A 22,109-nucleotide genomic window follows, 5' to 3' on the forward strand; every position below is an offset into this window, starting at 1 on the left:
GGAGAGGTTAGTGGTCACGGGCGGCCTCCTGTTGCAGGCGTTTGAGCAGTTCCAGCTCGGCCTGGAAATCGACGTAGTGGGGGAGTTTGAGGTGCGAAACAAAACCCGCCGCCTCGACGTTATCCGCATGCGCCAGCACGAACTCTTCGTCCTGTGCTGGTCCCGTGACCGTTTCATCGTAGTCGGGTGCCTGTAGGGCTCTGTCCACCAGCGCCATTGCCATCGCTTTGCGTTCGCTCATGCCGAACACCAGCCCGTAGCCGCGAGTAAAGTGGGGCACGTCGTGTTCCGGGGCGACAAAGCCGTTGACCATTTCGCATTCGGTCATCAGCAGTTCGCCAACGTTGACCGCAAATCCCAGCTCTTCCGGCACCGTTTCCAGCGCAACGTAACCGCTGCGGATCTCGGCCGCGAACGGGTGATTGCGCCCGTAGCCGCGCTGGGTAGAGTAGGCCAGCGCCAGCAGATAGCCCTCATCGCCGCGCATCAGCTGTTGCAGGCGCGAGGCGCGGGAGCAGGGATAAACCGGCGGCGTGCGGGTGATGTCATCCGGCGCGATGCCGTTATCTTCTTCGGGCTTCGCCAGCCCCTGATTCGCCAACAGCGAAAAGACGTGCGGGGCGGCTTCCTGTGTACTCTCTGCGGTCCGCAACGGTGGCGTTTCGCCATTCGCCAGCAGCGTAAAATCGAGCAGACGATGGGTGTAGTCATAGGTTGGCCCTAACAGCTGTCCACCCGGAATATCTTTATAGACGGCGGAGATACGGCGTTCCAGGCGCATTTCCGCGCTGTTCAGTGGCTCACTCACCGCCAGCTTCGCCAGCGTAGTGCGATAGGCGCGCAGCAGAAAGATGGCTTCGACGTTATCGCCGCTGGCCTGCTTGAGCGCCAGCGCCGCCAGTTCGCGATCGGCAATACCGCCTTCGGTCATTACCCTGTCGACAGCCAGATTCATCTGCTGTTCGATCTGCGCCACGCTCAGTTCGACAACCGCATCGTCGCCCCGGCGTCGGTGCTCCTGTAACGCATGGGCATTGGCTATTGCCTTCTCGCCCCCCTTGACGGCTACGTACATCAGCACACCTCCACATGGGTGGTTCGCGGAATGGCCAGCAGCCGTTCGCCACAGGTGAGGATAAGATCGACGCCCAGCGGGAACGGATGCGGGCGCTCGGTGAGTTCGTGAATCAGGCACTCTGGCAACTGCGGCGCGATCATCCGCTCTTCGGCGATACCTGCGCCGGTCAGACGCAACATCCGCCCGCCGCTCAGGCTGGAGACCTGCACGATCAGCGTGGCGCTGGATTCCGGCGCGACGGCAGAACCGGCGGAGAGGGCATTAAGCTGTTCGCTGCTGATCTGCTCGTCGGCCACGGCAAAGGTTGCCAGTTGCGGCTGTTCGACCATCGGCGCGTTGGTGTGAAAACGCAGGTTCTGGCTGGCGATGTCATTATTAAGCGCAGGCGATAGCCAGACCGGCGTATCGCCATCGACCAGCGTCAGCAGAACGCTGGTGGTTGCCAGATTCAACGGCTGCCAGCCGTGTTTCAGTTGATGCAGGGCAACAATCACCCCCGGTTCGCTCATCGCTTTCAGCAGGCGGCGAAAGCTTTGTTGGGCGTCCTGGACGGGCAGGGTAAAGGCGGTCTGTAGGGTCATTCGTTATCTCCGCGTACCAGCGTAAAGAAGTCGACCCGGCTGGCGTTGACTTCGGCGCGACGTGCGGTAATTTCCGCCTCGCGTTCTGCCTCCAGCGGGCTAATTAAGGTTTCCATCAGGTTCTGGAAATGCGTCTGTTCCTGCAGTAAGGCGTCGATGACGGCGCACTGCTCGGCGTGATGTTTGTTGCGTCCCAGCAGGTAGCTGTAGCCCAGCGTGCCGCTTTTCAGGCGTACTACTGCGCGGGTCAGCGTGGTGTCTCCGGCAAAGAAGCGGTTGCCGGTGCCGCCCATGCGCGCCTGAATTTGCATCAGCCCGGTTTCCGGGGCGCGAATCAGCTCATATTCCGGTGCCAGCTTTAACGCCTGGAGCCGCGCATTCAGGGCATCGGCCTTGCTGAAAGCCAGCGCGCGCATCCAGCGCTGGCGGGTGGCGGTATCGAAATGCATTCAGTGCTCCATAGTGAATTCGATCATGTCGGCGCGGGTCAGGCTGACGGAGTACTCCATCGCGCGTTCTTCGCCTTCACGGTGGTTCAGGGTGCGCACGCAGAGCAGCGGCGCCATATTGGGGATTTCCAGGACCTTGCTCTCTTTCGCCTGCGCACGGCGGGCGCTGATGCGTGTCTGTGTGCGCTTGAGCGTGAGGCCGGACTGCTCGCGCAAGTAGTCGTGCAGCGAGCCGTGATTAAAGCCCTGCAACAGCGGCCAGAGGGTGAGGTCGGAAAAGTAATGGTCAATCAGACACAGGGCAATGCCGTTCACCCGTCGCAGGGTGCGCAGGTGGATGACGTTAGTGCCCTCCTGCGTGCTGAGCGCATCGGCAACGTGACGGGAAGCCGGGCGCAGCACCGCCAGCAGTTTTTCGCTGGTGGGATGGCTTCCCTGATCCAACAGGTTTTGACTGAAGCGTGCCTGGGCGTTAAGCGGATAATCGAACGGGCGCATCAGTACCAGCACGCCAACGCCCTGACGACGCTGTACCCAGCCGCGCTCAACCAACTGGTCGATGGCGCGGCGCAGGGTGTGACGGTTAACCTCATAATGCGCGGCAAGCTGATGCTCGGCGGGCAGGTAATCGCCGCAGCGGTAGTGTTGGCGTAGCTCCTGCTCAAGTCTCGCGGCAATCTCCTGATAACGCGTCGGATAACTGGTCGGATGTGTAGACAAGTGCATAGCAATCAATGCCTCGCTAATCAGATAAAGTGCTTACGTAAACGCTGGGAGAGAAAATCCAGCAGGCTGACGGTGACGATGATCAACACCATCAGGGCGCAGGTTTGCTGGAACTGGAAACCGCGAATCGCCTCCCACAACGTGACGCCAATGCCGCCTGCGCCCACCATCCCCACCACGGTTGCCGAGCGGACGTTAGATTCAAAGCGGTACAGCGAGTAGGAGATCAGCAGCGGCATCACCTGGGGCAGCACGCCGTAAAGAATCTCTTCGATTTTGTTGGCACCGGTGGCGCGAATGCCTTCAACCGGACCGGGTTCAATGGCTTCCACCGCTTCGGACAACAGTTTGGAAAGTACGCCGGTGGTGTGGATAAACAGCGCCATGACGCCAGCAAAGGGACCGAGACCGACGGCGACCACGAACAGCATGGCAAACACCATTTCGTTGATGGCGCGGCAGGCGTCCATCGCCCTTCGCATTGGCTGGTAGATCCACCAGGGCACGAGGTTGTCGGCGCACATCAGGCCGAAGGGAATAGAGAGGATCACGGCCAGCGCGGTGCCCCAGACGGCGATTTGCAGGGTTACTGCCATTTCGCCGAGGTAGTCCCGCCACTGGCTGAAGTCCGGCGGGAAGAAATCGGCGGCGAAGGTCGCCATGTTGCCGGAGTCCTGAATCAGCGTGAGCGGGGCCATTTCGGCGCCTTTCCACGACACGACCAGCACGGCGAGCAGAATGGCCCAACTCACGAGCGAGAACCAGCTACGTTTCGGAGGTGGGACGGTGATGGTTTGCATGAAGTTCTCCGTGGTCTGTCATTGCCGGATGACGCTACGCTTATCCGGCCTACAGGTGGAACGTAGGCCCGGTAAGCACAGCGCCACCGGGCATAGCATTACTGCACCGCTTTGTTCACGCTGGTCATGGCGCTGAGCGCGGCGGTCAGACGGTCAAGATCGTCCAGTTGCGCTTTAATCGCGGAAGATTTACTGGTTTTCTCTTCAGCGTTCAGTCCTTTGTTGTCCTGCACGCTCTGCATCTCTTTAAACAGCGCGAGCTGGCGAATCGGTACCAGTTGCAGGTCGCTGGAGGCACGGAACGGTGCCCAGCCCAGACGTTCCAGCACGGTTTTTTCTTCCGCTGTTTTGCCGTAGTTCATGAAGAAGCCGTACACCTTGTCCTTGGTGGTTTCTGAGAGGTTCTTACGCCAGACGATCGGATCGCCCGGGATCAGCGGCGACTTCCAGATAACCTTCAGTTCTTTCAGCTTGTCCGGCGCGGAGGTTTTCAGCTTATCGAGGTTCTCGGTATTGTTAGTGGCAACGTCTACCTGTTTGTTAGCGACCGCGAGGGCATTGGTTTCATGACCGGCGTTGACGGTGCGTTTGAAGTCGCTGGCGGCGATGTTGTTTTTTGCGAAGACGTAATAACCCGGGACGAGATAACCGGAGGTGGAGTTAGGATCGCCGTTACCGAAGGTGAGATCTTTGCGTTTGGCGATCAGTTCGTCGAGGTTGTTGATCGGGCTGTCCTTGTTCACGATCAGCACGCTCCAGTAACCCGGAGATCCATCGGCGGCGACGGTCTGGGCGAAGACCTGGCCGTTGGCGCGATCCACGGCTTCCATTGCCGAGAGGTTGCCGTACCAGGCGATATCGACTTTATTAAAGCGCATACCCTGGATGATCCCGGCATAGTCCGGCGCGAAGAAGGCGTTCACTTTTACGCCCAGCGTCTTCTCCATGTCCTTCAGGAACGGGTCCCATTGGGGTTTCAGGTTTTGCTGTGATTCGGTCGAAATAATGCCAAAGTTCAACGCTTTTTCCTGCTCTTCAGCAAAGGCGGGACTGAGCAGAGTACTGAGGCTGAACATGCTGGTGAACGCCAGCGCGGCTACCGTTTTATAGCTCATCTATCATCCTTATTTAGCATTGTTCCAGGCTATTTCACCTGCCAGCCTGGGCTTTTTGAATTAAGCAGCCTGTGCGTTCTGTTCGACGCGGTTCATGCTGCGGTAGAGATGATCAAATCTTTCGTTATCAAAGAGCTGGCTGCTGCCGTCATAGAAGACGTGTCCCTGACGCAGTGCGACAATGCGTTCGCAGTAGCGCAGGGCGTAATCCACCTGATGCAGCGTGACGACGACGGTAATGCCGTCGGTCTGGTTGATGTCGCGCAAAGTGTCCATCACGATGCGCGCCGATTCCGGGTCCAGTGAGGCAATTGGTTCGTCGGCGAGGATCACTTTGGCCTGTTGCATCAGCGCCCGGGCGATTGCCACGCGCTGCTGCTGGCCGCCGGAGAGCGTTGAGACGCGCTGGTGCGCAAAATGCGCCATCCCGACGCGGGTCAGTGCCTGAAGCGCGCGCTGTTTCTGCTCTGCGCTAAACCAGCTAAAACAGGTGCGCCAGAACGGCGTACTGCCGAGCGCGCCAATCAGCACGTTCTCCAGCACCGTCAGGCGATTCACCAGATTGAATTGTTGGAAGATGTAACCGGTATGCGCGCGGCTCTTGCGGATATCGCGCGCCAGTCGGCCTTCATGCTGAACGGTGCGACCGAGCAGTTCGACGCGGCTACCTGGCGATTTATCGCCGGTGATCAATCCGCTCAGATGACGTAAAAGGGTGGATTTGCCGGAGCCTGACGGCCCAAGCAGAGCCACCATCTCACCGGAACCGATGTTCAGATCAACCGCATGCAGCGCCTGATGCTGATTAAACGTTTTGGAGAGTTTCTCGACGCGAATGATCGTTTCCATGATGCGGCCTCTCTATAAAAAGTGGCCCCATCGTGGCGGATCAATATGACGTTTGGGTTAAGGGGACGTGACTTGCCGATGAAGAGTTAAGGTGAGTTTGATGACAAGACGGGAGGCACGCCTCCCGCTGTGTTACTCGGTTGGCTGGGGTTGTTTGACGACATTGATCATCCACGGTATACCGTAGCGATCGCTGACTTTGCCAAAGCCATGTGCCCAGAAGGTTTCCTGCCAGTCCATTTCGATTTGACCCTCAGCGGCGAGATGGTCAAACCAGCGCTTCCCTTCGTCGACATTTTGCGTGTCGAGGACCAGCGTGAATCCCGAATAGTGGGCGTTGTCCGATGAAATGGCATCACTCATCATGATGTCGCTATTGGCGATACGCAGGTTGGCATGGGCGATAGCGGTATCGGGGAATGTCATTGCGGACGGGCAACCGTCTTCGCTGTCCTGCGCCGATTTGGGCATTTCACCGAAGCTGATTTTATAAAGGAGTTCTGCACCCAACGTCTTTTGATAATACGCGATGGCGTCAGCACAGTTTCCGGCAAAAGAGATGTAGGGACTTAACGGCATAATCTTTACCTCAGGTAAGAGAAGCCACTTAAGTGTAGTTACCCCGGGCCCGGTAAGCGAAGCGCCACCGGGCAATTAAAATCAGTTCTTTTTCACGAACTCTGATTTCAGTTTCATCGGGCCAAATCCATCAATTTTGCAATCGATGTTGTGGTCGCCTTCCACCAGACGAATGTTTTTTACTTTCGTACCGATTTTCAGCATCGAGGAGCTGCCTTTCACTTTCAGATCCTTCACCACGGTGACGCTGTCGCCGTCAGCCAGCAGATTACCGTTGGCATCTTTCACAATCAGCGAATCGTCTTCATGCGCCGATTCCGCATCGTTCCATTCGTGGGCACATTCCGGGCAGATGTACATGCCGTTATCTTCGTAAGTGTATTCGGAGTTGCATTGTGGGCAGTGGGGTAATGACATGTCGATTTCCTCAAAAGTCAGCAAGGGCAAAAGCGCCCAAAAAATGGCAGATTGCCGAAAAAGGACGCAATTATACACAAAATCCTTAACGTTGTCGGGACTACTCTGTTTTTAACGTAAATGCCGAACTGTGACCGTAACCGGACGGCCAGGCCAAAAAATCGAGGTAATATTTTTAAGGGAAATTGCTACCGTTTGTTATTTGAGATAAGGTGGCGAGAAATATCCTAAATAATTGGCTGGTCGATTTTCAGTCTGGGTTCTTTCAGCGCTTTACCCCTTATTTTTGGTAGGTGAAATTAACCTAAACTGGTCTGGTTTTTTATAAAACTGAACTACGCTTTTTTACTTCTTTACGTCACTGAGCGTCATTCAAAAGACAGTAATTAAAATAATAATTTCAATAATATCAGTAAATTAATTAATAAATCCTTTTCCATACGTAATTATTAAAGCCGAATATTCACTAATAAAATGAAACGGCTAAATAAAAGCAATAAAATTTGCGTTAAGGAAACATTTTTTATGTACACACAGACAATATATGAATTGAGCCAGGAAGCGGAACGCTTGCTGATGCTCTCTTTAGAACATCTTAAAACGGTAAAAAAAATGCCAACGGCAACGCTGGAGGGCGCTTCCTCATTAAAGAGAGAGGACGACCTTAACGTTCAGCCCATGCATTTTAGCGCCCGTGGGATCGAAACCCAGCAGGCCACGCTGAACAATGAGTTGCGAAAAATCTCGCGACTGGAAATGGTGCTGGCGATCGTCGGTACCATGAAAGCGGGAAAATCGACAACGATCAATGCCATTGTCGGGACGGAAGTACTGCCCAATCGCAATCGTCCGATGACGGCATTGCCGACGCTGATCCGCCATACACCCGGTCAGAAAGAACCGGTGCTGCATTTTTCCCACGTTGCGCCCATCGAGGCGCTGATGAAGACCCTCCAGGAGAGCATGCATGCTTGCGATCGGCAGAGTCTGACTCAGGTGCTGGAAATTGATAAAGACATGAATGGTCTCATGCAGCGCATCGAAAGAGGGGAAGCGTTTGAGCGCCACTATCTCGGCGCGCAGCCGATCTTTCACTGTCTGAAAAGCCTCAACGATTTGGTGCGCTTATCGAAAGCGCTGGAGGTCGATTTTCCTTTTTCTGCCTATGCGGCTATTGAACATATTCCAGTGATTGAGGTGGAATTTGTACACCTGGCGGGGCTGGAGAACTATCCTGGTCAACTGACGTTACTGGATACGCCGGGGCCAAACGAAGCCGGGCAGCCGCACCTGCAAAAAATGCTCAATGAGCAACTGGCCCGTGCCTCCGCCGTGCTGGCGGTGATGGACTATACACAGCTGAAATCGATTTCCGATGAAGAGGTCCGCCAGGCCATCGCCGCGGTCGGAAAATCGGTGCCGCTGTATGCGCTGGTGAATAAATTTGACCAGAAAGATCGCAACAGCGATGACGAAGAGCAGGTGAGGGCGCTGATTTCCGGCACCCTGATGAAGGGCTGTATTAACCCGGCGCAGATTTATCCGGTCTCTTCGATGTGGGGATATCTGGCCAACCGGGCGCGTCATGAACTGGCAAGCCGCGGTCATCTGCCGGATCACGAGGAGCAGCGTTGGGTGCAGGACTTTGCCGAAGCGGCGCTCGGGCGGCGCTGGCGAAGCGCCGACCTCGATGATATTGAACACCTTCGCCACGCCGCGGATTTGTTGTGGGAAGATTCGCTGTTTGAACAGCCGATCCGGACCTTAATTCATGCCGCTTATGCCAATGCATCGCTGTATGCATTGCGCTCCGCCTCGCATAAATTGCTGAATTACGCCCACAGCGCCCGCGAATATCTGGATTTCCGCTATCACTGTCTGACGGTGGCTTTTGACACGCTGCAACAAAATATCGTGCGTCTGGAAGAGGACATGCAGCAGTTGAAGGTGAGTCAGGACAGCGTCAGCGATGAAGTCCACCATGAGGTCGGGCTGGCGCTGACGTCGGCCAACGGCTTTCTCAACCAGCAGCAGGCCACGATCTTGCGCAGTATCGAGACCTTTTTCAGCCGCGAGCAGATACTGAAACTGTCGCGTGGCGATAGCTGGTCGCCGCTACCGCAGGCGGAGTTTGACGCAGAGATGCTGGTGCTGCACGACGAAGCGCAGGCGCAGGTGATCCTCAGTAAGCTGCGTGCCGCCTGTGAGGGCGTCCTGCTGGCGGCGCAGGAAAACATCAGCCGTGACCTGGGAATACGTTTTGAACAACTGGAAGTGACCCTCAGCCGTTCGCTGAATGAGGCGATGCGCCCCATCGAAATGCGGGTGAAAGCGGAGTTGAGTCATGCGGGATTCAGTCCCAGGATAAGCTTCCCGGCCTTTCACGCCGCCATGTTTAACTTCACGACGCGGCAGTTGTTCAGCGACGCGATTGCCCAGCAGGACCACGTCGAAAGCGACGAACCCCGGGTGGGCGGGGTGCGTGAGACGTTCTCCCGCTGGCTGAATCAGCCGAACTGGCGCTGGAATGACTATGTTGAAGCGAAGACGCGCTATCTGATTGATATCAACGCGCTGCACCAAAGTCTGGTGGAGTACGTCAGCCATTTCTGCCAACAAATTCGTAAAGCTTTAGCCGCGCAGGTCGATGTTTCAGTTACGGCAGGTATGGCAACATTTTTTGCCGATTTCTCATTGTGCCTGGCGGGATTGCAGGAGAGCCTGCGTGAGAGTTTGCTGGTTCGTCAGCAAAATGAATCGGCTGTCCAGAGTCTGAGTCAGCAGTTGCAGCACAGTATTGCCGCCTCCGCCTGGATTTATGAAGACTCCCGTCTGCTCCGTGACGACATTCAAACCCTTTTTGCGGCCGAACACACATGACAAACGCGTTACTGGAAGGCCCCGGACGGACGCTGGAATGTATCCACCCGAAGTTTATGGTCGATCTGGTTCAGGGAGAAGAACCGAAACGGGCAGGCGGCACGCTGCAACAGCAGCAGTTTCGCGAACGCCTGACGCTGGAGATCCTCTCCCGGACGCAGTTGCGGGCGTGGGCCATGGCCGGAATGTTCAGTGAACATCTAATGATGCGCCTGAAGCTGGTGGAAAAACTGGCGGGCATGCTCGATCCGGGGCATCTGGCGCTGACGCGAATCTCTGCACGACTGCATGTTTTACAACAGACTGACCTCTCTCGCGGGCCGTCTATCCCTGGACTGGCTCAACAGCTTACTTCGCTGAGCGAATGGTTTCGCCAGCGCAGCGCCTGGAAGGAGAAGGCGCTGAGCCAGCGTGGTCTTACGGTCCAGGCCGGGGAACACAGCGAGCAGGTGTTTACCCGCTGGCTGGCGGGCGCGTATGAGGGGTGGTCGTTACCGGGGCGCTGTTTTATTGCGCTGGAAGAGTTGCGCTGGGGACCGTTTGGCGATGCCTGCCGTCTGGCGAATCCGGACGTGGCGGCGATGCTGAAAGATAATCTCCGGGCGATGGCGACAAACTATCTGGCCCACAGTATCAATGCCGCACCCACGACGCGTCACTACTATCACCAGTGGCTAAATACCACCGCGACCACCGGTTCAGGCGACTACAGCGACATGCTGAGCTGGCTGGGAGACTGGTGTGAGGCGGATAAACATCCGGTGTGCTGGTCTGTGACGCAGCGCTGGCAGACGGTTGCGCTGGGTATGCCGCGACTCTGTTCGGCAAAACGACTGGTGGATGCGATGGTTGAAGAGGTGTTTCCACCCTCTCCCCTCATGCGCTGAGAGGAGAGGGGTGATGATTAGTGGTTTGCGGATTCCGCTGTCGTTTCTTCCACCGTCGCTGGTGCCGGAAGCCTGGCGAAGCGTTTGGCGTAGAGCGCCGTAATAATTGGCACCAGAATCGCCGTGACCACTACGCTTGCGGCGACCAGCGCCGTTGCGGAGGCGGCGACCGGTTCAAACGCCGGGTTGATTTGCGCGATGATCACCGGGTTGGCGACGGCGGCACCTGCCGCAGAGGACGCCGCGACACCCGCAGTACCATTACCGCCACCGATCACGCGGTCAGCAATAATCAGCGGAATACCGGTGATGATAATGACCGCCACACCCAGCAGGATACCCAGCAGACCCGTATCAACAATCACGCCCAGGTTGATGGTGTTACCCAATGCAAAGCCGAAGAACGGAATCAGTACCGGCGTCGCTTTGCTGAAGAACGCACGCAGATCGTGGTCAAGGTTGCCCAGCGTGAAGCCGACCAGGAACGGCAGCACTGCGCCGATAAAGTGATGGGGTTCAAAGGAGCCCAGACCCGCCGCGCCCAGAATGACCATCGTCATCAACGGACCGGATTCCAGAGACATCAGGACGAACGCACCAGACTCTTCTTTCGTACCGTACTGGTTCATCAGGCTGGCATACAGACCGCCGTTGGTCATATCCATCGCGGAAACAATCGCCAGTACGGAAAGACCGGCAAAGAAACCGGTCTGAATACCGGTATCCGGAATAAACGATGCAGCAATCATTGCCACTGCCCACGCTACGGCAATTTTGGTAATCACCAGCGTGCCGGATTTACGCAAGACCGTACCGGTAGCGCGTAAATCAATCGATGCCCCAATACAGAAAAACCACACAGCAAGAATCGGTACCGTGCCGGTAATCATGCCTTTTGTAAAGGAACCAAAATAAGCACCGGTATTTGGTGCAAGGGTATTTACAACCGCACCCAGCAGCAATGGAATCAACATCATCCCACCAGGGATGCGTTCAATGGTGGCTTTAATTCTCATAAATGTCCTCACTTCTTGCCCGCGGAACAAACGGGTAAGGTGGCAAAAAATATTAAAATTCAGATTGTTATATCTAAACAGAAAGCAAGGAGAACCTGCATTCTCTTTATGTTGTACGTAGCGATTGCGCCTGGGATCGGCGTCTTTCGCTTCCCGGTGGTATTACATCGGCTATTATCTTGCATTCATCGGAATGCTGATTCAATCAAAACGAAACAGTGTTTTAGTTATCTTTGTCACATAATCAATCTAAACATTCCAGTGCGATCTGAATATTTAAAATTACCGTAAAGAATTTGTGAAAAATGAGAGAGAATTACCTGGCAGAATAATAATAACGACAGTGACTTTTTATTAAGGAAGCGCAATAAAATAGAGATTGAAAGCGTAAAAAAGCACAACACCGCGCTTTAAAAAAAGAGACTCAGAATCACCTTATTTACCTCCGTTGACGAAACCTAAACATATATGTGAAGTTGATCACAATTTTAAACACTGGTAGGGTAGATAGCTCATTAACCGCCCAAATCAGGCGTCAACAGGTTCGGTTGTACAGGCCTTAACCAGTCCGTGTAAGTAAACCTGCTACGCTTGTTTCAGGGGTTGCACCTGAGCAACCCGCGCTCGACGGTGACGTTCGCGCTTAGTGCGCCAATGGCGTCGGTATGCAGCGAGACAGGGCTTAGTCTACGAGGACAGCTATGCTGAAAAGGAAAAAAGTAAAACCCATTACCCTTCGCGATGTCACGATTATTGATGACGGTAAATTGCGCAAGGCGATTACCGCAGCGTCGCTGGGTAATGCGATGGAGTGGTTTGATTTTGGGGTTTATGGGTTTGTTGCTTACGCATTAGGTAAAGTGTTCTTCCCGGGGGCTGACCCCAGCGTGCAGATGATTGCCGCCCTTGCCACCTTCTCTGTTCCCTTTTTGATTCGTCCGCTTGGCGGTTTGTTCTTCGGTATGCTTGGCGATAAATATGGTCGCCAGAAGATTCTTGCCATCACCATTGTGATTATGTCGATCAGTACTTTCTGTATCGGCCTGATACCGTCCTACGCCTCGATAGGCATCTGGGCACCTGTCCTGCTGCTGTTGTGTAAGATGGCACAGGGCTTCTCTGTCGGCGGTGAGTACACCGGCGCGTCGATCTTTGTGGCCGAGTATTCCCCGGACCGTAAACGCGGCTTTATGGGAAGCTGGCTGGATTTCGGCTCCATTGCCGGGTTCGTGCTGGGTGCAGGCGTGGTGGTGCTGATTTCGACGGTTGTCGGGGAAGAGAACTTCCTGGAATGGGGCTGGCGTATTCCATTCTTTATCGCCCTGCCGTTAGGGATTATCGGACTCTATCTGCGTCATGCGCTGGAAGAGACACCGGCGTTCCAGCAGCACGTTGATAAGCTGGAACAGGGCGATCGCGAAGGTTTGCAGGACGGGCCAAAAATCTCCTTTAAAGAGATTGCCACTAAGCACTGGCGCAGCCTGCTGGCCTGTATTGGCCTGGTGATTGCCACTAACGTCACCTACTACATGCTGCTGACCTATATGCCGAGCTATCTGTCGCATAACCTGCATTACTCTGAAGATCACGGCGTGCTGATTATCATCGCTATTATGATCGGGATGCTGTTTGTTCAGCCGGTGATGGGGCTGCTGAGTGACCGCTTTGGCCGTCGCCCGTTCGTAATCATGGGCAGTATCGCGCTGTTTGCGCTGGCCATTCCGGCCTTTATCCTGATTAACAGCAATATCATCGGCCTGATTTTTGCTGGTTTGCTGATGTTGGCGGTGATCCTCAACTGCTTCACCGGGGTGATGGCCTCTTCGCTGCCGGCCATGTTCCCGACGCACATTCGTTACAGTGCGCTGGCGGCGGCCTTTAACATTTCAGTACTGATTGCCGGTCTGACGCCAACGCTGGCGGCCTGGCTGGTGGAAAGTTCGCAGAATCTGATGATGCCGGCCTACTACCTGATGGTGATCGCCGTGATTGGTTTCATTACGGGTATCACCATGAAAGAGACCGCGAACCAGCCGCTGAAAGGGGCAACGCCTGCTGCCTCGGATATTCAGGAAGCGAAAGAAATTCTCGGCGAGCACTACGATAACATCGAGCAGAAAATTGAGGATATCGATCAGGAGATTGCTGACCTGCAGGTGAAGCGTACACGCCTGGTGCAGCAGCATCCACGGATTGACGAGTAAGCCTTAAGGTTCGCTTAATCTCTGACTGGCACACTCTCTTCCATACCCTGGAGGAGAGTGTGATGAAACAGCGTGTTTATGAAAGTGTAATGACCGTGTTCAGCGTAGTGATTGTCAGTAGCTTCCTGTACATTTGGGTCTCAACCTACTAAGCCTTCTTCAATATCACCGACGCGCGGGTTCCGGTTGTTCCACTGCGATTTTGCAGGAAAAACTGCCCGTGATGCAGCTGCGTAATGCGGCTTACAATGCTTAACCCCAATCCGATTCCGCCGTAACGGCTGTCCATGCGTACGAAGGCTTTGCTGAGTTCGCCGCACTTGCTCTCGTCGATCCCCGGTCCTTCATCTTCTACCGCCATGGTTGCCCGATCATTAACATTTAGCGTAATGGTGATGGTAGTTCCTTCCGGACTGTAGCGATGGGCGTTCTCTACCAGATTGCGCAGCAGCATTCGCAGGAGCGTCGCATCGCCCTGCACGATGGCATCGTCCTGACGATCGGGCAGCAGCAACAGCGTTTGTTCGCGCTGTTCCAGCATTGTGCTCAGCTCATCGTAAGACGGCAGGACAACATCTTCCAGCAGCCTGACCTGTTGATAATTTCCCGATGAAAAGGACTGGCCCACGCGGGCGAGTTGTAGGAGCTGCGAGACGCTGTCCATCATTTGATCCAGACGGCCAAGCAGCGGGGCGACATCCACGTTATGCGCCTTTGACAATAGCTCCAGATGCAGGCGAACACCCGATAACGGCGTTCGCAACTCGTGTGCGACGTCGGCGGTAAACAGGCGTTCGTTCTCGATGGTTGCGGTCAGTCGATTCACCAACTGGTTGAGTGCGGAAACAACCGCTTCAATTTCGACCGTCGAACTGTGAATTTCGATGGGGGAGAGATTATCCGCCGTGCGGGTCTCTAACTCTTGCTGCAGATTGGCGAGCGGACGGGTGATGCGGCGAACGGCCTGATAGCAAATGAACAGCGTTAGCCCCACCATAAACACGCTGGGGACGATCAGACTGGCGATCGCCTCGCGGATTTCATGCATGATGTGGCGATCGTTATTGCGGTTATCCCGCAGCGCCTGTTCAAACAACTGGATCTGCTCAGTGCTTTCGTGCCAGAGCCAGAAGGTGCTGATAAGCTGGAAAACCAGCAAAATCATGCCGATGGTTATCATCAACCGCCGACGCAGGGTCATTGGCTGGCGCAGAAAACGCTTCAGATTCAATTAGCTTTCCTCAGTCGCGGTCGCCACCAACATGTAGCCAAAACCGCGCACGGTACGAATACGTGACTTTCCAACTTTATCGCGCAGGTTGTGGATATGCACTTCCAGGGTGTTGGTCGACGGTTCGTTATCCCAGTTATAGATGTCGTTATAGAGAATTTCCCGGTGCACCGGACTTCCCGATTTCAACATCAGGCGTGACAGCAGCGCGTACTCTTTGGGGGTGAGGATTAACTCTTCTCCCTCTTTCCACACCTGCCGACGGCCCATGTTCAGCGTCAGATTGCCGACGACCAGTTCGCTCTCGCCCTGGTTATTGTGACGACGCAGCAGCGCGCGAATACGGGCGTGCAACTCTTCCAGCGCAAAAGGCTTCACCAGATAATCATCCGCGCCGACGTCCAGCCCGGAGATCTTATCGCCGAGCGTGTCGCGTGCGGTGAGGATCAGCACCGGCAGGGTATATTTTTTCTGCCGGATGCGGGTAAGAAAATGCAGGCCATCTTCGTCAGGCAGGCCGAGATCCAGCACCACCAGACTGTAATGACCGGTCTCCAGACATTGCTCAGCCGCGCGGGCGGTCGACACGCCATCGCAGGCATACCCTTCGGTTTGCGCCGCCAGAATCAAGCCCTGCAAAAGCAGCGTATCGTCTTCAACAATCAATATTTTCATTCAGTGGTTCTCCTGCAAGGCTGCAGAATATCATCTGCGGCTTGATATTGCGTGGTCTGTACGCCGGTCAGTCCCAGCATGGTCGAGAAAAGATTGTCCTGCGAGTAGTCCCGATCGTGCGCCTGTTTTTGCAGGCAGTTTGCATCAACCTGGTAGCGCTGCTGATAATCCTCTGACAGCCACAGCAGCATCGGCACATGCTTCTGCGCATCTGGCGCAATGGCATACGGCAGGCCGTGCAGATAGACGCCGTTTTCGCCCAGCGACTCGCCGTGGTCGGAAAGATAAACCAGGCTGGTGGTAAATTTGTCCTGATGCGCTTTCAGGAGATTAATTGTTTTATCAACAATATAGTCGACATACAGCACGGTATTATCGTACGTGTTCACTAATTGTTCCTGTGAACAGGTCTGGATTTCATTGGTATCGCAGGTCGGGGTAAATTTCCTGAACTGCGGCGGGTAACGGTTGTAATAGGTGGGGCCGTGGCTACCGATGGTATGCAGCACGATCACCCCGTCGCTCTTCAGGCTGTTGATGTACTCCTCCAGACCGTGGAACAGCACCTCGTCATAGCATTCGCCGTCGATGCATTCACCTTTCAGGTTTAGCGCCGTCATATTCTGATGCGGTACGCGATCGCAGGCGCCTTTACAGCCGCCGTCGTTGTCGTTCCACAGCACGTTAATCCCCGCGCGCTGGATAATATCGAGCATGCCTTCCTGATGCTGCGCCAGTTCTTCGTCGTAGTGCTTGCGCGGCATGTTGGAGAACATGCATGGCACAGACACCGCCGTGGCGGTACCACACGACGTGGTGCGCGGGAAGTAGACCACATTATCTTTTGCTAACAATGGGTTGGTTTCACGTGAGTAACCGCCAAGCGAGAAGTTTTCGCCACGTGAGGTTTCACCGACGATCAGGATGGTCAGATTTTTACGCTTCTCTTGCTGCATCTGCGGATTGCGATGTGCATCTTCACCGATACGTACCAGCGGCAGGTGCGCGAGGCGTTGATGGGAGTACCAGGACGAACTGGCGACAATGCCGTTTGACGGGCTGAGGGCTTTGACCAGTTCCTTATTGTTGCGAAACAGCGAGGCGTAATCTTTATAGAAAAAGGCCGCCACCAGAACAATCAATAATACCGACACCAGCACGTTGGCGGCGCGATACAGCACGCTGCGCAGGGCCGGCGTGGTCGGTTTGATTTTGATCCAGCAGGCGACGAACGCCGCCAGAATGCCGCTAAGACCGAGTGTGAGAACCATTCGTGGCGTCATCAGGGCGAACGTTTCGGCAGGCGTGGTATCCACCATATTGGCAATCATCGAGCGGTCGATGATGATGCCGTAGGTCATGATGAAGTACTGCGCCGACGCGGCCATCAGAATAAACAGGCAGGCCAGCAGGCGGTTTAGCCACAGGAAAGAGGCCAGCGTCAGGACAATATTGATGACGCTGAACGCCACCACCGGCATTGATAAGAAGACCAGTACGTTACGCAGGGAATCCAGCGGCAGGGCCTGCACAACCTGCTTGTAGAATGCGATGTTCAGACAAACAGACAAATAGAATGAAACCAGTAGTAACCAGGCCAACAGGCTGAGAATGGGTCTTTTGATAATGCGCTTTAACATGGTGGAGCTTCCGTAGACTAAGTAGCGCCGATCCTCGCAGAGTAAAGTTAAGCCAACCTTAAGAACTTAAGGTTGGCTTAATGGGGGAAAATGACGGGGTTAGTTCCGGTTAACCGGCGCATCCAGCGGGAAGGGGTTTTTGTGGATCCGGTTGTAGTTCAGGGCGTACAGCGCGGTGATGATCATCAGGGTCACAAACGACCACATCACCTCTTTCGCGCCAGAACCGACCACCGCCCAGATGCAGTAGATAAAGGCGACAAAGGTCACCAGCAGATAGAGCGGACGCGCTTTGCCGAAGTGTCCGTGGCCGAGCAAAAGCAGCGCAGCGCAGGTGTACAGATACGGCACCAGCGTAAAGATGACGGACACAGAGGAGACGAGACCAAACTCTTTCGCGGCGTTGGGCGACATGCTGCTGAACTGGAAGACCGTCATCAGAATACCGACGATAATCAGCCCGGCAACCGGTGTACCGGCCTTATTCACGCGGGCAAAAATGGGCGGGAAAAGACCGTCATCGGCGGCGGCTTTTGCGGTCTGTCCGGCCAGCAGCGTCCAGCCACCCAGTGAGCCTAAACAACCTGCTGCCGCGCAGAAGGAGACAATCGCGCCGGCGGTATTGCCCAGCGCCATGCGTGCTGCGTCACCGAACGGTGATGCGGAGACGCGCAGCGCGGCGTTGGGGATCATCCCCATGATGGCGGTCGTGGAGAGCACGTAGCACACGGCAGCAATCAACACGCCGCCAATGGTGGCAATCGGCACGTTGCGTTTCGGGTTTTTGACCACCCCTGCCGCGACCGAAGCGCTTTCGACCCCGATGAACGACCATAGCGTGACGTTAAGGGTGCTCTGAATCGCGCCAAAGGTGTTCATACCGCTCACGTTCCAGGCGGCCATATAGGTTTCGCCACGAAACCAGAACCAGCCAAACACCGCGATACCGACGATGGGGACCAGCGCCAGCACGGTGGCGACGGCCTGAACGCGGGTGATCATTTTCGGACCGACAATATTGAGCAGAACGAAGATCCACAGTACCATCACGCAGGTCAGCGTTAGCACCAGCGGGTCTTTCAGAATCGGGAAGAAGTAGCTCAGGTAACCGACGCCGATAACGACCATCGCGATGTTACCGATCCAGCAGGCCAGCCAGTACAACACGTTGGTTTGATAACCGAGGAACGGCCCAAAGCAGCGGCGTGCGTAAGCGTAAGAACCGCCGGGACTGGGATCTAAGGACGACATTTTCGCGTAGACCATCGACAGCGCCAGCGCGCCGATAATCGTGACTAACCATCCGTAGATTGCAATCCCGCCGGTGGCGGCCAGGTTAGCAGGCAGCAGGAAAACCCCTGAACCCATTATATTCCCCGACACCATTAAGGTGACGGGGATTAAGCCCACTTTGTGAGCATCAGCATCCGAGGACATAAATAGACTCCTGAAAGGAACAACAAATGATGTTCTATAATACGCCTTCAGGGGTCGGTTGAATTATGTCCGGTACGGGTTATCGCTAATGCTGATATTATCGTGGCTCATTGTAAAGCGATCAAAAATCACGCTACTGCACGGTCTTTAAACTGGCTGACATAATGCAATGGGGTCATGCCATAATACTCTTTGAACACAGAGATAAAGTAAGATGTACTGTTATAACCACACAGTTCGGAGACCTGGGATATATTCTTGCCATCCATCAGGAGCTGATTAACGGCGTAGCGCATGCGGCAAGTGGTGATGATTTGACTGTAGCTGGTATTTTCGCTTTTGAGTTTCTTCTTTAGCAAACTCGGGCTCAGACAGAGGCAACGGGCGACCTGGTTAAGATTCCAGGCTTTATGAATATCACTCTCAATAATATGATAAACGCTGTCGCTGACGCGACTTCGCAGCATATACATGAGCAGGGGCATGAACTTCTTACTGTCGAGGAAACGTGATAACACGGTGAACAGCAGGGCGCGCGTGCGTTCCTCTTCACCTGGACTGTCGGTATGCGCAATGCTGTGTTGCGCCGCTACCCGAAAAACATCGGGGGTCAGACAATCGGCGGTTAATACCGGGGAGGAGCTCCGTTGCCAGAGTGGAATAGCCGTGAGATCTTTATTTAAGAAACGAAGGTAGTCTTTAATTATATCGCGGCTAATATGTGCGACCAGTGCGTTATTAATTGATGATATATCGACGATGTTATTTTCACAGGCGATGAGTGCCATATGATTCGCTTTTAAATTGATAGCCTCTTTACCATTTACACGTAGCCAGACGTCTTTTTCAGTTAACACGATGATGCAAGGATTATTGCTGAAAATTCTCATACCCCAACTCCCGAAATATGAACATAAAATACCCGTTCTCGCCAAAGGGGAGAGATAAAACAGATATTTTGATTTGTATGACGAATGAAGTCCACAATAAAATAATGGTTTTGGTTAAAATTACAATAGGCGCCAGCTAAATGCTATGTACAGAAATTTTTACGCGGTGGAAACCCTGCATTGTGGATAAAAAAAAGCGCGGGGGGCACCCGCGCAAAAAGGTATGACAATGTTAGTTTTTTTCAGCAATACTCAGGAAACGCACGTCATCACCTTGTGGCCAAAACCAGGCTGCGTCAGGATGGCCATTTCATGACGCAGTCGTCGGAATAGACTTACGCTTTCACGCACATCACGTGATAGACACCATCAATGATTTCAGTGCCTTCGGTTTCATGCTCGAAGCCTGGGAAGTGATGATCCCAGGATTGCAGAGCGCGAAGATAAGCAACCTGCGGACTGTTTTCATCACCAAAGTTCTCGCCGGAGAGCAGCATCGGAATTCCCGGCGGGTAAGGGATGACGGAGTTCGCCGCGATACGTCCCGGCAAATTCTCAATGGCAACCATTTCGATGTTGTCGTTAACGATGGCGTTATAAGCCTCACGCGGCGTGATCTCGGCAACCGGCAACCCGGAATAGGCGGCGTTCAGTTGCGCGCCTGGGTTGTTCTCACGCAGCCAGGCAAACATCTGGTCGCCCAGATCGTGGATCCCCATGTTGGCATAGGTTTGGGGATGTTCCTCCACCAGTTCCGGCATGACCTGCGCCAGCGGGGTGTTGGCATCGTAGTGATGTTTGAAGGAGCACAGCGTATTGATCAGCGTCCCCCATTTCCCACGGGTGATGCCCATCGAGAACAGAAACATAATCTGAAAATCGGTGGTACGGGTCGGAACGATACCGTGACGTCCAAGCCAGGCGGTGACCAGAGCAGCAGGCACACCCGTCTCTTCCAGTTCGCCATCGTCGCCCATACCCGGTGCAAGGATACTGACCTTGATCGGGTCGAGCATACTCCAGTTATCGGGTAAGTCCTTAAAGCCGTGCCAGGATTCGCCTGGACGCATCACCCAGCAGTTCTGGTTAGTGGCCAGCAGTTTCGCCGGAGCATCAGCAAAATCGAATGTTTTACCGGTCTGTGGATCGGTGACCACCTCTTTGTTCCACGGCTTGAAGAACCAGTCGCCGTCGGCGCTGAACGCTTTATACAGACGCGCCATGGCCTGGCGGAAGTCGATGGCTTCGTCGATCACTTCCTGAGTCAACGACAGGCCGCTGTTGCCGTCCATCATCGAGACCGCGACGTCGTTGGATGCGCAAATGGCATACAGCGGCGAGGTGGTGGCATGCATCATGTATGCCTGGTTGAAGCGGGAGAAATTCACCGCGCCGCGACCTTCCCGCACATGAATGTAAGAGGCCTGAGAGAGCGCGTTCAGCAGTTTGTGCGTGGAGTGGGTGGCAAAAACGGTAGGACCGCTGTGATCGCCCGGTTCGCCGCGCATCGCATAGTGATCGGCGTAAATCGGATTGAAGCGAGCATACCCGTACCAGGCTTCATCGAAGTGGATACGGTCGGTGGTTTGCGCCAGTAACGCCTGTGCGGATTTCGCGTTATAGCAGACACCGTCATAAGTGCAGTTGGTTACGACGCTGTAAGAGGGCTTTTGTCCCACTTTATCCTTGGTTAGTTTACTTTCGCTGATTTTTTGCTGTAGCGTTTCCGGCTGCATTTCCTGTGGGTAGATAGGGCCGATGATGCCGTAGCGGTTACGGCTCGGCACCATATACACCGGTTTCGCCCCGGTCAGGATCAGCCCCTGTTCGATCGATTTATGGCAGTTACGGTCCAGTACCACCACATCGTTATCGGTCATACAGGCCTGCATAATGGTACGGTTAGAACCGGAGGTCCCGACCACTACGGACCAGGAGCGGTCTGCGCCAAATACCCGTGCGGCGTACTTTTCACTTTCGCCAAAGGCACCGGTGTGATCGAGCAGGGAGCCCAGCGATGCACGCTCAATCCCCATGTCGCTGCGGAACAGGTTTTCGCCGTAATAATCATGATAGAAGCGACCGGCAGGCGTTTTGGTAAAACCCACACCGCCCTGGTGGCCCGGCGCGGCCCAGGAGTATTCGTGGATATCGCTGTACTTCATCAGCGCATTGAACAGTGGCGGTAATAGTTGTTGGCGATAACGGGTCATCGCCGCAACGGCGCGGCCTGCGATAAAGTCAGCGGTGTCTTCGAGGATCCAGGCGAACTCATCGACAAGCTCCAGCATATCGCGGTCCAGCGATGCGGTGGCTTTCTCTCTGTCACCTAACAGAAAGACCGGCACGTTTTGCTGGCGCTCATGAAGCTTACCGATCAGTTCTCTGACGTTCTGATGTTCATCAGGATGTTCCATTTGATAGCTGAACATCAGGCAATCAATGGCTTCGTTTGCCGAAAGGATGGCGTAGCCGTCGTCGAAAGACGTGGACTTAATGACGGTAACATTTTGCCGACTTAAGGCGTCTGCCAGACGTTCCACGGCCTTGCCGACCCAGGTGTCCTGATGCAGAAATTCACTTTCAACAATTAATACTTTCATCATCTTTTACCCGGTTGTGGAGGAATCTGTGATGCGGGCAAGTATTACCCTG

The 22,109-nt window shown here is 54.6% G+C and carries 20 protein-coding genes; 4 read left to right on the forward strand and 16 right to left on the reverse strand.

All coding sequences use genetic code 11. The annotated features are described in order from the left end of the window. Positions 1-7: 7 nt before the first annotated feature. The 9 genes from QQZ17_RS08885 to QQZ17_RS08925 all read right to left on the reverse strand — a co-directional run bounded on the left by QQZ17_RS08885 (position 8) and on the right by QQZ17_RS08925 (position 6,594). Positions 8-1,075 carry a carbon-phosphorus lyase complex subunit PhnI gene (locus tag QQZ17_RS08885; protein ID WP_152401501.1) on the reverse strand — a complete coding sequence of 356 codons (1,068 nt, stop codon included), beginning with the start codon at positions 1,073-1,075 and terminating at the stop codon, positions 8-10. After that, a complete protein-coding gene (gene phnH / locus QQZ17_RS08890; protein ID WP_152401503.1) occupies positions 1,075-1,659 on the reverse strand; it encodes a phosphonate C-P lyase system protein PhnH in 585 nt (194 codons plus the stop codon). The genes QQZ17_RS08885 and phnH overlap by 1 nt, the downstream gene beginning before the upstream one ends. Continuing rightward, the gene (gene phnG, locus QQZ17_RS08895; protein WP_152401505.1) at positions 1,656-2,108 is read right to left on the reverse strand and encodes a phosphonate C-P lyase system protein PhnG; all 453 of its coding nucleotides are present in this window, start codon (positions 2,106-2,108) and stop codon (positions 1,656-1,658) included. Before phnG ends, phnH begins: the two co-directional genes overlap by 4 nt. Further along, positions 2,109-2,834, reverse strand: coding sequence for a phosphonate metabolism transcriptional regulator PhnF (gene phnF / locus QQZ17_RS08900; RefSeq protein ID WP_152401507.1), 726 nt, complete (start codon positions 2,832-2,834; stop codon positions 2,109-2,111). It abuts the gene before it with no gap. Between the two features lie 20 nt (positions 2,835-2,854). Beyond that, a complete protein-coding gene (gene phnE, locus QQZ17_RS08905; RefSeq protein ID WP_152401509.1) occupies positions 2,855-3,634 on the reverse strand; it encodes a phosphonate ABC transporter, permease protein PhnE in 780 nt (259 codons plus the stop codon). Positions 3,635-3,732: 98 nt separating this feature from the next. Next, positions 3,733-4,749 carry a phosphonate ABC transporter substrate-binding protein gene (gene phnD, locus QQZ17_RS08910; RefSeq protein WP_152401512.1) on the reverse strand — a complete coding sequence of 339 codons (1,017 nt, stop codon included), beginning with the start codon at positions 4,747-4,749 and terminating at the stop codon, positions 3,733-3,735. A 60-nt stretch (positions 4,750-4,809) separates the two neighbouring features. Next, positions 4,810-5,598: a phosphonate ABC transporter ATP-binding protein gene (gene phnC, locus QQZ17_RS08915; RefSeq protein ID WP_152401514.1), complete on the reverse strand. Its 789-nt coding sequence runs from the start codon at positions 5,596-5,598 to the stop codon at positions 4,810-4,812. A 132-nt stretch (positions 5,599-5,730) separates the two neighbouring features. After that, on the reverse strand, positions 5,731-6,177 hold the full coding sequence (gene yjdN / locus QQZ17_RS08920) for a VOC family metalloprotein YjdN (RefSeq protein ID WP_046494015.1): 447 nt from the start codon (positions 6,175-6,177) through the stop codon (positions 5,731-5,733). Positions 6,178-6,258: 81 nt separating this feature from the next. Continuing rightward, positions 6,259-6,594 carry a zinc ribbon domain-containing protein YjdM gene (locus QQZ17_RS08925; RefSeq protein ID WP_042321205.1) on the reverse strand — a complete coding sequence of 112 codons (336 nt, stop codon included), beginning with the start codon at positions 6,592-6,594 and terminating at the stop codon, positions 6,259-6,261. Positions 6,595-7,119: 525 nt separating this feature from the next. Between QQZ17_RS08925 and crfC the strand changes: the two genes are divergently transcribed. Together crfC and QQZ17_RS08935 are read left to right on the forward strand one after the other, a co-directional pair. Continuing rightward, on the forward strand, positions 7,120-9,474 hold the full coding sequence (crfC, locus tag QQZ17_RS08930; RefSeq protein WP_152401516.1) for a clamp-binding protein CrfC: 2,355 nt from the start codon (positions 7,120-7,122) through the stop codon (positions 9,472-9,474). Then, positions 9,471-10,361, forward strand: a complete 891-nt coding sequence (locus QQZ17_RS08935) for a diguanylate cyclase regulator RdcB family protein (RefSeq protein WP_152401518.1) — start codon at positions 9,471-9,473, stop codon at positions 10,359-10,361. Before crfC ends, QQZ17_RS08935 begins: the two co-directional genes overlap by 4 nt. A gap of 17 nt (positions 10,362-10,378) precedes the next feature. Here the strand turns inward: QQZ17_RS08935 and kdgT are convergent, their stop codons facing one another. Next, on the reverse strand, positions 10,379-11,377 hold the full coding sequence (gene kdgT, locus QQZ17_RS08940) for a 2-keto-3-deoxygluconate transporter (RefSeq protein WP_152401520.1): 999 nt from the start codon (positions 11,375-11,377) through the stop codon (positions 10,379-10,381). A 701-nt stretch (positions 11,378-12,078) separates the two neighbouring features. Between kdgT and proP the strand changes: the two genes are divergently transcribed. Together proP and pmrR are read left to right on the forward strand one after the other, a co-directional pair. After that, the gene (gene proP / locus QQZ17_RS08945; protein WP_152401523.1) at positions 12,079-13,581 is read left to right on the forward strand and encodes a glycine betaine/L-proline transporter ProP; all 1,503 of its coding nucleotides are present in this window, start codon (positions 12,079-12,081) and stop codon (positions 13,579-13,581) included. Positions 13,582-13,643: 62 nt separating this feature from the next. Beyond that, positions 13,644-13,733 carry an LpxT activity modulator PmrR gene (pmrR, locus tag QQZ17_RS08950; protein ID WP_152401524.1) on the forward strand — a complete coding sequence of 30 codons (90 nt, stop codon included), beginning with the start codon at positions 13,644-13,646 and terminating at the stop codon, positions 13,731-13,733. Here the strand turns inward: pmrR and pmrB are convergent. The 6 genes from pmrB to adiA all read right to left on the reverse strand — a co-directional run bounded on the left by pmrB (position 13,730) and on the right by adiA (position 22,057). Beyond that, the gene (gene pmrB / locus QQZ17_RS08955) at positions 13,730-14,812 is read right to left on the reverse strand and encodes a two-component system sensor histidine kinase PmrB (protein ID WP_152401526.1); all 1,083 of its coding nucleotides are present in this window, start codon (positions 14,810-14,812) and stop codon (positions 13,730-13,732) included. The two genes, pmrR and pmrB, sit on opposite strands and share 4 nt — an antisense overlap. After that, entirely contained in the window at positions 14,813-15,487 is a 675-nt protein-coding gene (basR, locus tag QQZ17_RS08960; protein WP_125370199.1) for a two-component system response regulator BasR, read from the reverse strand. Next, positions 15,484-17,127, reverse strand: a complete 1,644-nt coding sequence (eptA, locus tag QQZ17_RS08965; protein WP_152401529.1) for a phosphoethanolamine transferase EptA — start codon at positions 17,125-17,127, stop codon at positions 15,484-15,486. The genes basR and eptA overlap by 4 nt, the downstream gene beginning before the upstream one ends. Before the next feature lie 99 nt (positions 17,128-17,226). Further along, positions 17,227-18,564, reverse strand: a complete 1,338-nt coding sequence (gene adiC, locus QQZ17_RS08970) for an arginine/agmatine antiporter (protein ID WP_152401531.1) — start codon at positions 18,562-18,564, stop codon at positions 17,227-17,229. A gap of 128 nt (positions 18,565-18,692) precedes the next feature. Further along, positions 18,693-19,454 carry an AraC family transcriptional regulator gene (locus QQZ17_RS08975; RefSeq protein ID WP_152401533.1) on the reverse strand — a complete coding sequence of 254 codons (762 nt, stop codon included), beginning with the start codon at positions 19,452-19,454 and terminating at the stop codon, positions 18,693-18,695. Positions 19,455-19,789: 335 nt separating this feature from the next. After that, positions 19,790-22,057 (reverse strand): arginine decarboxylase, encoded by a 2,268-nt coding sequence (gene adiA, locus QQZ17_RS08980; protein WP_152406244.1) that lies wholly within the window; start codon positions 22,055-22,057, stop codon positions 19,790-19,792. Between the last annotated feature and the right edge of the window lie 52 nt (positions 22,058-22,109).

It is taken from the genome of Citrobacter sp. T1.2D-1 (genome assembly GCF_950098555.1).
In the GTDB taxonomy this organism is placed as follows: domain Bacteria; phylum Pseudomonadota; class Gammaproteobacteria; order Enterobacterales; family Enterobacteriaceae; genus Citrobacter_A; species Citrobacter_A telavivensis.